The organism is Mucilaginibacter sp. HD30, assembly GCF_054061755.1.
The window spans coordinates 1,568,749-1,584,099 of record NZ_JBSSEO010000001.1 but is presented as its reverse complement, the minus strand read 5'-3'; the positions used below and the strand labels follow the sequence as shown (position 1 = coordinate 1,584,099).

Sequence of the window (15,351 nt, the reverse complement as noted above, 5' to 3'; positions counted from 1 at the left end):
TTCTATTATGAGGTAACTGCTTGTGTCCAGGTTTTATCGCCGCATCTTGTGCACTCCTTTAATTCTGCCTTATGCGATTCAACATTACCGCAATTTTTGCAGGCCATTTCATTGGTATGATGTAGAAGGTTAAGTACGCGACTGTCGCCAGGGGGCATCAACGGTAACCCTGCCGACGGATTGTGCATTTTAACCGTGCTGAACAATCCGCAGGCCTCCAGATAAACGCGCCGCACTTCACCAAGCGAAAAAATGCCGGTGCTGCGCAATTGTGCAAATAACTGCTGGCGCGATATACGACAGCGGCGCATTTCCTCAAGATCCAAAACGCCGTCTTTTACCAGCGTACTGATGGTACCCTGGCTTAGTTCTTCAACACGTGCACTTCTTGTACCCAACCAGCTTATACCACGTTGAAACGCCAGCGTACAAAACAGCACAAACATACTTAGTGTAATGCCGCGGTCGGGTACTTGCATTGCCACAGATACGATGGCACCCAGTGTAAGCATAACGGCCATTTCTAAAATAGTTAGCTGTCCACTCATTCGCTTGCCCAGCCAACGAAGCACAAATAGCAGGAATATGTAGATAATTATAGTCCGGATGAATACTTCCAGCAGGAATATAGGGGGCGTTTGCCCCAGTAATATACGCTGCCAGTCGGCCAGGTGAATTTCGAATTTTTTCATAGCCAATCCATTATGCTTACATTGTTAGTGCCACAAATACAGCGTTGGTCTCTTCCTTTTTTTGCGCGGTGTCAAACGCTTTGTTAATATCGTCTAACGGGAAACTGTGCGTGATCAACTTTTTTGCGTTCAACTTTCCTTTAGCGACAAGATCAAGGCTGATCTGCATCTCAGGATAAATATCCCAGTAAGAGTAGCTGGCGCTCATTATGAGTTTTATCTCGGCCATTTGTATGTGGCTCCAATCAAGCTCAACCTTCTGCTCTTTCTCAAAGCCGCCTACAACCACTACTTTTCCGCCTATGCGTACACACGAAACCGCCTGTGGCAAGGTTATGGGCATGGCGGTTCCGCCTGCGCATTCAAAAACTATATCCGCTCCGCGGCCGCCTGTAAACGTTTTAACACGTTCCACCACATTTTCTTTTTCTTTGTTTACTATCTCATCGGCGCCTAACTCTTTTGCCAATTGTAAGGATGAGTCTACCTTATCAATAATTAAAACATCGGCCCCGCTTATTTTAGCCAGTTGCAATTGCCCCAAACCAATACAGCCAGACCCAATCACCACCACTTTATCATTAAGCTTAATGCCACTTAACTGAATGGCGTGCATACACACAGAAAATGTGTCAAGCAAAGTTGCTTCCTCAAAACTTACATGATCTGGCAACTTGTAAAACTTATAGCAGGGCCCCGCCACATATTCTGCAAATGCCTGCGATAGGGTTTCCATGCGTACCGGGTAAAGGTTTGCGCATAAGTTGTATTGCTGAACATTACACCATTCGCAGGTACCATCGCCCAATACAGTTTCAATCACTACACGGTCCCCCGGTTTAACATTTTTAACGTCCGGCCCAACCTCCATAACCTCGCCGGCCATCTCGTGCCCCATTATCTTGCATTCCAATTCGGGTTCGTGCTTCTGCCAGTGGCGAAGATCCGTTCCGCAGATACCGGCTACCCTAACACGGGCTACCACCCAATTAGGCTTGGCTATTCCGGGTACTTCTACCTTTTCAACCTGAAACTCGCCTTCGCTGGTTTTCAGCGCCGCTTTCATTTCATGCGGATGCTCGTGTTTCTCGTCCATAACAATGCTATATTATCTGTAAATGTGGCCTGATCTTTAACTCTACTACATCGCAGCGGGTAGGCTGGCTGGCTACATACATCACCGCAGACGCAATATCTTCTGCCTGCAGCATCTCCATTTTTTCTACGCTTTCAGCCTTCTCTTCTGTACTTGCCGGCTGCATATCGGTATCCACCGCGCCGGGTTCAATTAATGAAACCTTGATGCCCAACTCATTCAATTCTTTGCGCAGGCTCTCAGAAAATCCCTGTATACCCGATTTGGTGGCCACATACACGGTGCTTCCCTTCTCGCGGGTATTGGCGCTCATAGATCCGATATTAATGATGTGTCCGCTTCCCGTGCTTTTCATTCGTTCCGCAGCAAAACCTGCACATGCTATATACGCGGTAAGATTTGTCTGTATTACTCTATTCCACTCGCTGTAACTCCCCTCTGTTACGCCTCCGGCAGCAAGTGCTGCGTTATTAATAAATAAATCTAATTTGCCTAATTCCCTATCAGCTTCGTCAAATAGTTGCTCTATGCCATCTTCGTTAGACAGATCCGCTAATACTCCCTTAAGTCTCCCGGCATAGTTAGCGTCTGCGCCATTTAAAGTTTCCTCCAAATGTTGCTTGTCTTGCCCTACTAATACTACATTGGCACCCGCAGCTGCCAGCTTATAAACTATTGCGCGTCCTATTCCGGTTGTTCCGCCCGTAACAATAACTGAGCGGCCGCTAAAATTCATTTGATCCATATTATTGTTGTTTGATGAAAAAATTATGCTCAGCCTATGCGGCCGGCTTTTAACTCAACAACAACTTTGGCCCCTCGTTTCAGTTACTTTCAAAACACGTACTAATCGCTCAAAATTGAGTATTTAACCCTTCATATCACAAGGTTGAAGAACTACAATTTAATGCGCGGGTATCAAAACCAGATCCACGCTTTGCGCGCTTACTGCTGGAGCAGTTTGGGGGCAGCAATGGCGAGTTAAAAGCCGCTATGCAGTATTTTACGTAGGCATTTGCCTGTAAGCAGGCCTATCCGGATAAGTATGACCTTTTAATGGATATTGGGATTGAGGAATTCAGCCATTTGGAAATTGTTGGGGCTACTATTCAGATGCTGCTAAGCGGCGTTAGTGGCGACCTTAAAGCATCGGCTGATGAATCAGAGATCATGCAGACAATGGAAGGCAAGGCAGCAAAGGAGAGCTTTATGCACGAAGCCATGATCAATCCTCAGTTTGGTGTTTTAAGCGGCGGCAGCCCGACGCTTACAGACAGTAATGGCAACCCCTGGACAGCAGCATATGTTAACGCGAACGGCGACCTGACGGTTGATATGCGATCAAACATCACAGCTGAGTCCAGGGCGAAGATAGTCTATGAGTATCTGATGTCTTTTACTGATGATCCGTATGTTAAAGAAACGCTACGCTTTTTGATGACGCGGGAAGTTGCTCACTACCAGCAGTTCGAAGCGGCGTTAAACAGTATCCAACCCAACTTCCCGCCGGGCGTATTACCAAAGCGACCCGCGGTATAGCAATGCTTATTTCAATATGTCAAACGGGGCTGAGATACGCGGACCGTGGAATGAGGGCATCAGTACACAATTGGGCGAAGAATGGAAATATGTAGATAAGCCTATTGAAACCGTGAACGAAACCAACGGCTTGCTCGAACTGGAACCCGAGGGAACTGATCGGACGGAAGAACAGGTGCAGAAACTGGACAAGTCCTTAGCAAAAGAGCGCAGCAAAGAACTTAAGCAGGCCACTCCAACTACAGAGATACAATGGTCTACTTACGATAAAAAACGCTGTTCAACAAACAAAATCAATGGGCTTTTTTCGGTCGATTATTTAGTCTAAGGTATTTTCCTAACTTTTCTTTATGTAATTAAGGTAACATTGCTGTAACAGCGGGAAGGTTGCCGGGCAGTGTGAGGTCTTACCTATATATTATATAGATCGTGAAATCACCAGTGATATATTGTCCAAATGAAATACTCATAGATTCCTTCTCCTTATTTCCGAGGTTGGCTTCCATAAATTGATGATGATTTCGTTATGCGGATGATCAGACCTCGGGGATTGATCTCATCTGGTCAAGATCAGTAGCCAGAAGGTACGGTTTACCATCAATCAGGGACTGGGCAACACGTACACTTGCTTTAGCTGCGTAAATGCCCACCGCCTCGTCAATAAAACTAATCACGACATTGTAAGTGCCCGGTGTCTCCGTCTCGCGCGTACGGCCAAAGCCCGTATCAAACCCTGCAAGCGTTTGGATTTCAAGCGCAATATGCTCTATTACATGGCCCATCCAGGTCCCCTCTTTTACTCGCTCAAAAAAGCCCCCAGGCACCCCGGGCGAGCAGCGATGAGCATATAGCGAAGGCAAGAGTGCTTGCAGTCGTTCATAGAAACCGGGAATCTGATTGGTAGGGTATTGCTCCAGCTTTTCCAGATTCAACCGCATTTGTATTAAACGCTGCCGAGTGTCACTCCATCGGTTCGGCCCGCGTATTACCTCTATATTCTCTATGACCATAATTTACGAACGCAGGAATAGGGGCGACGGTTTATGCGATAAATAACATAATGAACGTGGTAAATACGCGTTATGATTAATCAAAGCACTTAAATAGTTATTTTTATATCATGATTGTTCCCAAAGGCAAATTGGTAATTATCGGCGGTGCCGTTGATCTGGGCAGCAAACTGACAGCGCCAGAACAGCACACACATCCGGCTCGTGTCAAATTTTTTGAAAAAGGTATTCTTAAGCGCATAGTTACCGAGTCTCGGGATGCGGTTAACCCATTGGTGGAAGTTATTACAACTGCTTCACAGATACCCCACATTGTTGGGCCGGAGTATATTAAAGCTTTTAAGCAGCTCGACGTAAACCGCGTAAATGTGCTTGACATCAAAACCCGCGAGGAGGCTGCGTTACAGGAAAATCTGGAACGCATTCAAAACGCGGATATAGTAATGTTTAGCGGCGGCGATCAGCTGAAGCTAACATCCATTTTTGGCGGCACAAGCTTTTTACTTATATTGAAGAAGCGCTACCGTGACGGCGATTTGTTGATTGCCGGTACGTCGGCCGGAGCGGCCGCGGCATCAACCTGCATGATCTATAATGGTGAAAGTAATGAAGCGCTGGTAAAAGGGGAGGTGCAGATTACGGGTGGTTTGGGTTTTATTGATTCTGCTATCATTGACACTCATTTTGTACAGCGTGGCCGCATTGGCAGGTTGCTTTATGCGGTAGCCAGCAATCCAGGCATGATGGGCATAGGGCTTGGTGAAGACGCAGGACTTTTAATTACCGACGGCCACATGATGGAAGCCATAGGCTCAGGGCTTATTATGCTGGTTGATGGTAAAAAAATCGTCAAGACAAATATTTATGAAGTTGAAGTGGGTGGGCATGTGTCTATAGAGAATATGAAGGTGCATGTTATTTCCATGGGTGACCGGTATGACCTGTCTGAACACCGCATGTTTATTAAACCCGTGCCAATTGGAAAGCAACAGATCATTTATAATAGTGATACCGATGGATAACTACACTTATAACTCCTACGCTATATATTGTATGTCCATACTTTTTCCATTCAGGTATCACTTGCTAAGCGACTTAAGGTAGTTTTAAAAAGCCTATAATACATTTAACGATAAATAGCCACACCCAGCTCGCCATCGGCATTTATCCAAGCCCGGTGCATGCGTTCGCAATTAAAGGCCATCGCAATTTCGCCGTTTGGGCTCACACCGATCACGCCCATTTCGCCCGGTGTGTTTTCATTTCTTTCCATTAAAACGTAATTACAGGCGTTTTCCAAACTCGCACCGGTAAGTTCCATGTATAACGCAATGGTACTGGCTATGGTACCTGTGATAATGTATTCGCCATCTCCTGTGGCAGATACGGCGCATGTTTGGTTGTTGGCGTAACAGCCGGCGCCAATTATACAGCTGTCACCTACACGGCCCGGCAGTGAATTGGGTGTTCCGCCGGTAGAGGTGGCAGCGGCTATGTTTCCCGATCCATCCAGAGCTACTGCGCCTACCGTTCCGTGGGTTTGCTTCTTCAGCAACGCATCGTCAGCCTCAGAAGAGTTTGCTTTCTTAAACTCATTCAGTTGATGGTCGGTAATAAAGTAATTGTCGTCCTGAATTGCCAAACCGTTGTCGCAGGCCAATTTCAAAGCCCCATAACCGCAAATCAAAACGTGGCTTGTTTTCTCCATTACTTTTCTTGCCACGGATATGGGATTCTTTGCCCCCGTAACCATAGCAATGGCCCCGGCTTTTAAAGTTTTGCCGTCCATCACAGCGGCGTCCATTTCTACCTTTCCCTCGTTGTTTAATGCTGAGCCTCGCCCCGCATTAAAAAGCGGGTTATCTTCCAGGCATCTAACCGCCTGTTCTACTGCGTCTATAGCAGTGCCGCCGGCCTTTAATACCTCGTAGCCGGCTTTTATCGCGGTTTTCAGTCCGTCTTCATAACCAGCGATATTGTTTCGGATAAATTCTGAGTCGGAAGATGCGCCGCCATGTATGGCTATTGCTATTTTTTTCATACAGCTATGTTGTGTTTAAGATGTAGATGGTCTTGGTGCAGGTGTTTTACAAAAGCAAGAGAGCCAGGTACATCATCAGTGTTTACAAATATCCAGGCGTCTTTTTGCGCCCGTCTGATCGCATAATCTATCGCCTCCATTTCGTCGGAGATGACGGTTATCTGCATTTCGGGCTTAACCAACGTTATGCCTTCCTTTAACAAGCTGGTTATCTGATCATTGGTGCGCCCACGCCTGTCTTTATCATGCCTGATGATTAATTCGTCAAATATTTCGGCGGCAAGACTACCCATGTTGCGGATGTCCTCATCCCGACGATCGCCGGTGGCGGCAATAATGGCCGTTTTTATGCCGGCTTTTACTTTGCTGGCGTAGCTTTTAAGTTCTTTATACCCACCTTCGTTGTGTGCATAGTCTATCATCAGTCGGAAATGGTCAAAATCGAACTCATTCATTCTTCCGGGCGTATTTTCAGGGGATGGAATGAACGATAGCAATCCGGCTTTTATCTGCTCTATCGGCATTTCGTAAATGCAGGTTGCAAGGATGGCGGGCAAAACGTTCTTAATCATACAATCCGCTGTTCCGCGGAATGTTAGCGGGACATCAGCTACCGGCACGATGTTCTGCCTGCGTCCGGCTGTGTACAGCACAAACCAGTTATCTTGTATACAGGCGGCCATTCCACCGTCACTGATGTGGTTTTGCAGGTAAGGGTTTTCTGGGTTGATGCTAAACAGTGCTACCTTACTTGTTAATTGCTTCTTCATACTATAAACCAATTCGTCATCAGCGTTAAGAATAGCAAATCCATCTTGGTTTACGCTTTTTGGCACAATAGATTTAACCCTTGCAAGCTGCTCCAAAGTTTCGACACCATCAAGGCCAAGATGATCGGCAGAGACGTTGGTTACAATAGCTACGCCGCATTCATCAAAGCCCAAACCTGAGCGCAGCATGCCTCCGCGGGCGCATTCTAATACAGCAAAATCAACGAGAGGGTCACGCAGCACTACGCGGGCACTTTGGGGGCCACTGCAATCGCCCGATAAGATCATCCGGTTTTTTATATAGATTCCGTCTGTGGTGGTATAGCCGGTGTTATAACCCGCTTGTTGCGCCAAGTGGGCTATTGTGCGTGTTACTGTGGTTTTGCCATTTGTACCCGTTACCGCAACCAACGGTATCCGTGAGGGCCGCCCTTGTGGAAAGAGCATGTTAACAATTGGCCCACCTACATCCCGAGACGTTCCTTTAGATGGCGCCAGGTGCATGCGTAGTCCTGGCCCGGCGTTTACTTCTAAAACGGCACCGTTGGCGTCCGTAATAGGTACTGTAACAGTGTCCGTAATAATATCGATTCCACAGATATCTAACCCCATTAGGCGCGCAATGCGTTCGGCAAGCGCCTTGTTGTCTGGATGCACTAGGTCAGTCACATCTTCAGCGGTACCGCCGGTTGATAAATTAGCGGTGCTTTTCAGGTACACCGTTCTGTCTTTGGTTAAAATATTTTCCGGGGTTAACTGCTGGCTGGCCAGGATGACTAAGGAATCTTCATCAAGTTCAATAGCCGTTAAAACCTGTTCGTGACCTGATCCGCGACGAGGGTCTTTATTGGTCTGCTCAACTAATTGCGCAATGGTTGACTTGCCATCGCCCGTCACCATTGCAGGTGTACGTTTGGCAGCTGCTACTAATTTATAGTTGATTACCAGGAAGCGGAAGTCGTGTCCATGGATGTGTGTTTCGACGATAACATCGTCTGAAATTTGAGCGGCTAACTGAAACGCTTTAACGGCCTCTGCCTGCGTTTGTATGTTTGTTGTGATTCCCCGTCCGTGGTTCCCGTCGGTTGGCTTTATTACCAACGGAAAGCCAAGTTCCTCTATGGCGCTAACGAGCTCTTCCAGGTCACTGATAACAACACCACGCGGTATAGGTACATAATTGTCGCCCAGGATCCTTTTTGTTAGCTCTTTGTCCTGCGCAGCTTCAACGGCGATAGCGCTTGTAGAACTGGCTACCGCCGTGCGGATGAGTCGCTGGTTAACGCCATGGCCCAGCATAACTAAGGAACTATCGTCTAAACGTGTAACCGGTATGTGGCGTATTTTTGCAGCATCAACAATAGACTTTGTGCTTGGTCCCAACCGCTCCCCGCCGTTTAGGCGTTTAAGCTGTATAATGTCCTCCATAATTTGAGGTATAATACCGTTCAGTAAATCGTTGATGATTTTTATGGCTGCCTTACCGGCATATATACCAGCCGTTTCAACCTCGTATATGAAGATAACGCGAGGGCCTTCATCAACTATTACCGTCATATCCGTTGCAGACGGATGCTCCATACCGGCGATCTGCTGTAAAGCTATAGCTAAGTGCCCGGCAAGCGCAGGTAAACCTGTATCCGGCGTAACGGCTGCCAACGGCAAGTTCATCGCTTTTAACCGGTTTGTTAAATCAGTAGTTACTTCCTGCAGGTGGGCAGTATTATCTTGTTTTAATTTTAAAACAATTAGCTGGTGATGGACTGACGACCACAGGTTTGGGCCACGCATCACATTTATTTTTTCTATTTCCATTTTCACGATGCTATAAGTGCGGCGGATTGCGCCGCGGTATTTCATATTTATTTCCTTTTGATAGCAGGCTCACTTTCAGATCATGTATATAAATACATTCCTGCGCGCCAAAGCTCAGTATGTTGGTATCTGTTATGTTGGACCCGTCAATTACAATTACCACGCCGCTGCCTATAACTTCGGCTTCACGTCCATTACGTATTATAATAGCAGTATCTTCCTCGATACCAATACCTATTGAGGTTGGGTTCGTAGCAACAACCTGCGCCATCCGTACAAAGCGCCCCCGATCAACAAAATGCGTATCTATACACACGTCTTTAAGAAATTCCATGCCGGTGGTAATGCGTACTTCGCCAGCAATTTGCTGTACCTCCTGGTTACCCGCAAATATCATCGGAGTAGAAAATGCCATTGCTCCGGCACTCGTGCCGCCTAAAACAAGCCCGTCGTTTATGTACCGTTCCTTTAATTTTAATAACAGTTGTGTGCCGCCATAAATAGATGTTAGCTTAAGTTGGTCGCCACCAGAAAAATAGACCGCATCGGCTTTAGTTAAACGATCATTAAGGCTGCTGCCCAGTGCCGGCGCACGCTGATCATGATGAATGTGTCCTACTTTTTTTACCCCCAAACTTGTAAAGGCTTTGTCGTAGTCTTTGAATGATTCATCACCTTCGGAACTGGCGGTGGTTATCACTTCAATGACCGGATCTTTTTTGCCGGTTAATTGCACAAAGGCTGTCAAAACTTCCTTTGAACGGTGAGCCTCCTGAACTTTCTTTTCGGGTTTTTCGCCCTTATTCTCATGCCCGCCCACAATCACAAGTACACCGTTAGGTACAACGCATTTATCTGTTTTGTCTTTCTCCATCGTAAAACTATAGTTAGTGGGTCGACATCTGTCGTTTATGTCGGCCCAATCTGCATTGTTTACTAAAATGACCTACCTTCCCGTCGCTGCAATGCGTAACGCAGCCAGAAAGGGGCCCAATAACAGCGGCTGGTAAAATGGTTTTTTCATTGCTCATAGCTTATTGTTAGTGCTACGCCGGTTTATTAACGTTAGCAATTTAGTTTAAAGTTATACACCATCAACAGCAGCACGGCGGCGGCTGTTTCAGCGATAACTACTGTATTTTAATGCGGTTTATACCAAACGCTTGTTAATTCTACGTGTTTTGCAAGCTGATAAATCTGTACGATAATATCAAATCAACCTTCATGGAATGGATTGGATATTCGGAAGATCAGAGATGATTTTCAATGACCAAAGCAGAGGTAAACGGTAAACCACTTATTTATATGCTACCAGTAAAAGCGATATGTCGGCTGGCTGCTACAAAAGGGATCCCGGTTTTGCTTGACGGCACCCAGGCGGCCCCGCATATGCCGGTTGATATGCAAGATGTAGGTTGCGTTTTTATGTGTTTTCTGCACATAAAATGAGAGGGACCGCAGGGGTGGGGGTGCTCTATGGTAAACCATCCGGATAATAAGCGGCTATCTCATCAAGATAGCAAAAATCGCTGTTGTGGTAACTAAATAACCTTCAGCTTGAAGTACATAAGATATGATATTACATATGTCCGGATCGTTCTCGATCACAAGGATAGTCTTGGGGCATCATTAGCGCATTATGGTTTGCAAAGATAAAATTTTGAAGAAAAGAATGATCGACCTCTAATCATGCCCTTTTAGATATCACTCGTACAGTTGTGCATCAAATCATTAGATTTTAAATTAAAAACAGGCAGCTTAATTTCTTGTTAATTTAGTATTTTAATTATTTATTAAAACGTGGAGCGAATCGACAACCAATCGTTTTTTCTTAGTAAAGAATTCCAGGCATTTTTCAAGAATTCTCCCCGCTCGCTGGTGCTTAAAGCTGACGCCCCTCGCTTCAGTATTCTTGCGGTAAGTGAAGCCTATCTGAAACAGGTACACAAACGGCGGGAGGAACTTCTAGGAAAAGGTCTTTTTGAAGTTTTTCCCGGAAGCCAGGCTGATCCATCGGAAATGGGTAGTGTTGCACAGGCATTTATGGAAGTCATCTGTACCAAAGCCATCGTTTTGCAACCGGTATTTAAGTACGAGATCTATATCACTGAAATCAATAGTTACGAGACGCATTACTGGCACAATCATCATGAACCTGTATTTGATAATGAAGGAAATGTAGCTTTTATAATCAATACAACGACTAATATCACTGACCGTGTCCGGCTGGAACAAGCAGTCGAAGAAGGCCAAAGGCGTGAACAAGCTTTGAGTAACGACCTTGCCTTAAGTAATCAGGAACTTTCGGCAATTAACGAAGAACTCGCTGCGATCAATGAAGAATTGCAGGTAAGCATTCAGGAGCTGAGCGAAAGCAACAGTGCTTTGCAAACAGCCATCGAGCAGCTTAGCGCTGCAAGAGAAGCAGCCCAATTAGGCCTGTTCGACTGGGATCTGGTCAACCACACTTATGCCTGGGACGCACGTTTCAAACGAATGTTTGGCTTACCCGCGGAACATAATCCCGACCATTATTCTATTATGGTCAGCCGCCTGCACCCTGATGACCGGGAGAGAGTGAAAAAGGCGGTTTTGGAGGCCCGCAATTTTAAACTGACTGGCGGCAAGTATGATGTTGAGTACCGGATCGTGCGCGCAGGTGATGTTCCTATGCGCTGGGCAAGAGCGTTGGGAAAAGCCATTCTCCATAAAGATGGTACCCCGGTAAGGTTTATCGGCACCTTAATGGATATCACCGATCAGGTGTTGATCCGGCAGCAATTGCAGGCCAGTAAAGATCTGCTGGACTTAGCGATAGAATCGGCCGACCTGGGCACCTGGTTCATCAATATAGAAACTCGGGAGATCAATCCATCAGCCCGGCTAAAAGAAATGTTCGGTTTCCTTGCTGATGAAGAAATGCCCTTGTCTGCGGCTATCGGTCAAATTCAAGAGGAATACCGCGGCAAAGTGGTTGAAGCAATCAATAGTGCCATTGAAAACGGCGAAAGTTATGACATGGAATACCCTGTCGTTGGTTTTCATGATCAAAAACTCAGATGGGTAAGAGCTACCGGTAAACGCTATCCTGGCGTAGACAACGAAACGCCGATATTCTCCGGGACCATAGCGGACATCACAGAACAAAAGCAAAATGAGCAGCGCAAGAATGACTTTATCAGTATGGTTAGTCACGAACTGAAGACGCCGCTCACTTCAACGATTAGCTACGTGCAGGTTGCACAAAAGAAAATAACGGCAATCGGTGATCTGGTCACAGCAGGCATGCTAGAACGAGCGGGAATACAACTCCGTAAAATGACCACCCTGATCAATGGATTCTTGAACGTAGCGAGGTTAGAGGCCGGAAAGAGATTCACATCGACAAAAATCAGGTTGACATAGCCCTACTGGTTAAAGAAGTAGAGCATAGTGTTGTAGCAGAAGTGACTTCACACCGAATTATTTTTGAACTGGTAGAGGAAACATGGGTCAGCGTCGACAAAGACAAGATCGAGCAGGTCATCAATAACTTGATCAGTAATGCCATTAAGTATTCGCCGCTTAAAAGTAATATTCAGATAGCCTGTGTCAAAAAAGGTAACTATGCACATTTGAGCGTTAGGGACGAAGGAATAGGTATAAGGCAGCAAGATCGGCAAAAGCTATTTGATCGTTTTTACCGGGTCGAAGGCCAGGAGAATAAGTCGATCTCCGGGTTTGGGATCGGATTGTATATCTGTAAAGAGATTATTGAACGACATGAAGGAAAGATAGGCGTGGAAAGTGAACTGGGGAAAGGCAGTACATTTTGGTTTACTTTGCCGATTATTGAACGAGATAAGTAAGAAGAAAAAACGCGCAGGCGCAGGGAAATCCGTCTCAGGACGTGTGCCATTTGTAGTTGCCGTTTGTATACAGAAGGCTAAAGCTAAAAATCTAAAGTCAAACATTTCAGGGAGTGTATCAGTTATTAAATTTTGCTGTTACTAGAATTTTCTCCGACCGGTCACTAATCAATCTTTTATTTTAAAAACCGTTATGATGGAAGTCACTCATCCGATCATTGTTATAGGCTCTTCGGCGGGTGGCTGGGAGACTTTGCCTTTGGTACTGCAGAATTTGCCGGAAGCAATGCCGGCATCCGTATTTGTTGTACAACATTTTTCAAGTGACACGATTGGCCAGTCCTTTCTGAGTCACCTGTCCAGCTATAGCGTATTACCCTGTTCATTTGCCATAGATGAAGAGCCTATAAAGCCAGGCCGGGTTTATATTGCCCCACCTGACCATCATCTGATCATCAATAAAGATGCAATACATGTGACCAAAGGTCCGAGAGAAAACAGCTTTCGGCCTTCCGTCGATACTTTATTCCGTTCCGCGGCTGCTCATTTTGGATCCGGCGTAATTGGCGTTATTCTGTCAGGCATGAGGGATGACGGTATTCAGGGTCTCAATTCAATTGGACGCAGTGGCGGGATCACCGTAGTGCAGGACCCATCTAACGCACCCTTTCCAGATATGCCGCAAAATGCGTTGGACCGAATGTCCGTAAACTATGTCGTACGTTCAGTCGAGATCGGACTCGTACTTTCTGATCTCATTTATCGTCCCGTTGAACCAAACACCGTAATACCGGAAGACGTATCGAATGAGGCTTACCTTGCTGAAAGAGTACTTACATCTATCGATGATACAGAGGAACGAACGGAATCAGCAACCGGCTATACCTGCCCGTCCTGTGGCGGAGTGTTGTGGGATGTAAAGCATACGGATGAAGTTCATAGCTTCCGTTGCATTTCCGGGCATGCCTTTACGCAGGATACACTTCTTCACCTGAAATCTAATGAGGCGGAGGAAACCATGTGGGCAGCCCTACGCATGATGGAAGAGCAGAAGCGAATGCTCCAACGGTTCTCACCGCTTTCAAGTGAAATCACATCAATTGATCGCCGGTTGGAAGAAAATCAAAAGTACATTGATACTTTGCGAAACATGTTGCTTTCTAATGGAAATAAACAAATGAGTAAATGACCACGCCGTAATCTTTCAGCTGACACTTATCGTTGGGTAATTAGGCTAAACTGAAACAATTGTTTACGAAGTACGAAGACACCGAGGCCCCAATAGTGACCGACCACAAAAAACAAAAAAGCCGCACTACTTCGTAAAGCGGCTTGTAGCCGTAAGTGGCTTAATATCAAGTCGTTTCGTGAGGGATTTGAAACGATTGGCGAGCTTTTGAGGTTTCAGACCTTAAATTATTAGTCGCTCAAATAGAATAACTTATAAACTATCGGCTTGTGCACTGGTTTTCCTTCTATGAATACTCGGCTTTCTCTACTTAACATAATAAAAATGCGACAATTATGGAGTTTGTAATTAATTTATATTCTTGTCTATAAAAACTATTTGTTGATATAGATTTACTGCGTTTAAGTAGTTTTTAGCTTCCCGTTAATAATACCGCCATCGAGATTTTTTTTAACTTCGGAAACGAATAGAGTATGCTCACATCTAATAAAAACATTCCGGTTAAAGATAAGCTCAATACAGGCCAACTGATAAAAGTGAGCCTGATGAAAGAAGTTATTAAGCCCACGCGTTTGCATCGTCATGCAGATTATCACGAATTGATTCTTCTCAGTCAGGGCTCCGGTTTTCACGAGGTTGACGGGCAACATTTTGAAGTTGAAGCACCTGTGGCTTACTATTTGCGACCCGGACAAACCCACTCCTGGAATTTTACCGCGCTGCCTAAAGGATACGTTATTCTTTTCAGGGAAGAAATGCTGTTAAAGCAAGACATTACTTTCCTTTTCAACATTTCCACTCAGATACTTCTACAGCCGGGCGATTATTTATTTGTCATAGCGGAACTTTTGCGAAAGGAATTTGAAAATGCTCACGCTAGCGAAGATTCTTATGCTGCTTACGTTCACCTGCTTATAACAAAATTAAGCGTGCTTGCTAGTACAGAGAAGCCTAACTTCGTTAAACACACGCATGTTTTTCAACAATTTAAACGCCTTGTAGATGCTTTCTTTGCTGAGGGTAAAGCCCTTAGTTTTTATGCCGGGGAATTAAATATAACAATTGCTGTACTCAATCAAACATGCAAAAAAGTTGTTGGTAAAACGCCCACAACAATCATTAATGAGCGAATCTTGCTGGAAGCTAAGCTGCTATTATCGGCTACGAGTAAATCCGTAAATGAGATTGGCGATCATCTTGGTTTTGCCGACTCCCCGCATTTTATTAAGTTTTTCAGGAAAAGTACCAACCTTACACCCGGAGCGTACCGCGAGCTGGCAATAAAGCAACAGTAATGTACAATAATTACAATGCTTTGTACAATACTTGTCCAGGTACAATAGCCTAATTT

14 protein-coding genes and 1 pseudogene are annotated in these 15,351 nt (G+C 45.4%); 8 read left to right on the top strand and 7 right to left on the bottom strand.

Annotation, left to right across the window (positions count from 1 at the left end; translation table 11 throughout):
• Positions 1-5 precede the first annotated feature (5 nt).
• Genes ACVW2L_RS07760 through ACVW2L_RS07750 form a run of 3 tightly spaced genes read right to left on the bottom strand, consistent with a single transcriptional unit; the run spans position 6 to position 2,533 of the window.
• A complete protein-coding gene (locus ACVW2L_RS07760; RefSeq protein ID WP_457127393.1) occupies positions 6-692 on the bottom strand; it encodes a DUF421 domain-containing protein in 687 nt (228 codons plus the stop codon).
• Positions 693-708: 16 nt separating this feature from the next.
• Positions 709-1,788: a zinc-dependent alcohol dehydrogenase gene (locus tag ACVW2L_RS07755; RefSeq protein ID WP_457127392.1), complete on the bottom strand. Its 1,080-nt coding sequence runs from the start codon at positions 1,786-1,788 to the stop codon at positions 709-711.
• Positions 1,789-1,795: 7 nt separating this feature from the next.
• Entirely contained in the window at positions 1,796-2,533 is a 738-nt protein-coding gene (locus tag ACVW2L_RS07750) for an SDR family oxidoreductase (protein WP_457127391.1), read from the bottom strand.
• Positions 2,534-2,733: 200 nt separating this feature from the next.
• Here ACVW2L_RS07750 and ACVW2L_RS07745 point away from each other — a divergent pair.
• Positions 2,734-3,327, top strand: a pseudogene (locus ACVW2L_RS07745) (manganese catalase family protein); the annotation flags it as partial.
• Positions 3,328-3,343: 16 nt separating this feature from the next.
• Positions 3,344-3,655: a hypothetical protein gene (locus tag ACVW2L_RS07740; protein WP_457127390.1), complete on the top strand. Its 312-nt coding sequence runs from the start codon at positions 3,344-3,346 to the stop codon at positions 3,653-3,655.
• A gap of 208 nt (positions 3,656-3,863) precedes the next feature.
• On the opposite strand, the gene ACVW2L_RS07735 is transcribed toward ACVW2L_RS07740, so the two are convergent.
• Positions 3,864-4,337 (bottom strand): cyanophycin synthetase family protein, encoded by a 474-nt coding sequence (locus ACVW2L_RS07735; RefSeq protein WP_457127389.1) that lies wholly within the window; start codon positions 4,335-4,337, stop codon positions 3,864-3,866.
• Positions 4,338-4,447: 110 nt separating this feature from the next.
• Here ACVW2L_RS07735 and ACVW2L_RS07730 point away from each other — a divergent pair, with 110 nt between their 5' ends.
• Positions 4,448-5,359 carry a cyanophycinase gene (locus tag ACVW2L_RS07730; RefSeq protein ID WP_457127388.1) on the top strand — a complete coding sequence of 304 codons (912 nt, stop codon included), beginning with the start codon at positions 4,448-4,450 and terminating at the stop codon, positions 5,357-5,359.
• 104 nt (positions 5,360-5,463) lie between these two features.
• Here ACVW2L_RS07730 and ACVW2L_RS07725 read toward each other — a convergent pair whose 3' ends face one another.
• The 3 genes from ACVW2L_RS07725 to ACVW2L_RS07715 are packed head-to-tail and all read right to left on the bottom strand — an operon-like array spanning position 5,464 to position 9,837.
• A complete protein-coding gene (locus ACVW2L_RS07725) occupies positions 5,464-6,378 on the bottom strand; it encodes an isoaspartyl peptidase/L-asparaginase family protein (protein ID WP_457127387.1) in 915 nt (304 codons plus the stop codon).
• Positions 6,375-8,963 carry a cyanophycin synthetase gene (gene cphA / locus ACVW2L_RS07720; RefSeq protein ID WP_457127386.1) on the bottom strand — a complete coding sequence of 863 codons (2,589 nt, stop codon included), beginning with the start codon at positions 8,961-8,963 and terminating at the stop codon, positions 6,375-6,377. The genes ACVW2L_RS07725 and cphA overlap by 4 nt, the downstream gene beginning before the upstream one ends.
• Positions 8,964-8,973: 10 nt before the next feature.
• Complete coding sequence (locus tag ACVW2L_RS07715; protein WP_457127385.1) at positions 8,974-9,837, bottom strand: cyanophycinase; 864 nt, start codon at positions 9,835-9,837, stop codon at positions 8,974-8,976.
• Positions 9,838-10,229: 392 nt separating this feature from the next.
• Between ACVW2L_RS07715 and ACVW2L_RS07710 the strand changes: the two genes are divergently transcribed.
• The 5 genes from ACVW2L_RS07710 (at position 10,230) to ACVW2L_RS07690 (ending at position 15,295) form a co-directional block, all read left to right on the top strand.
• Positions 10,230-10,412 carry an aminotransferase class V-fold PLP-dependent enzyme gene (locus ACVW2L_RS07710; protein WP_457127384.1) on the top strand — a complete coding sequence of 61 codons (183 nt, stop codon included), beginning with the start codon at positions 10,230-10,232 and terminating at the stop codon, positions 10,410-10,412.
• Between the two features lie 351 nt (positions 10,413-10,763).
• Positions 10,764-12,368, top strand: a complete 1,605-nt coding sequence (locus tag ACVW2L_RS07705) for a PAS domain-containing protein (RefSeq protein WP_457127383.1) — start codon at positions 10,764-10,766, stop codon at positions 12,366-12,368.
• A gap of 41 nt (positions 12,369-12,409) precedes the next feature.
• Positions 12,410-12,811 carry a sensor histidine kinase gene (locus tag ACVW2L_RS07700; protein WP_457127382.1) on the top strand — a complete coding sequence of 134 codons (402 nt, stop codon included), beginning with the start codon at positions 12,410-12,412 and terminating at the stop codon, positions 12,809-12,811.
• Between the two features lie 193 nt (positions 12,812-13,004).
• Positions 13,005-14,000 carry a chemotaxis protein CheB gene (locus ACVW2L_RS07695; protein ID WP_457127381.1) on the top strand — a complete coding sequence of 332 codons (996 nt, stop codon included), beginning with the start codon at positions 13,005-13,007 and terminating at the stop codon, positions 13,998-14,000.
• A gap of 473 nt (positions 14,001-14,473) precedes the next feature.
• On the top strand, positions 14,474-15,295 hold the full coding sequence (locus tag ACVW2L_RS07690) for an AraC family transcriptional regulator (protein WP_457127380.1): 822 nt from the start codon (positions 14,474-14,476) through the stop codon (positions 15,293-15,295).
• Positions 15,296-15,351 lie beyond the last annotated feature (56 nt).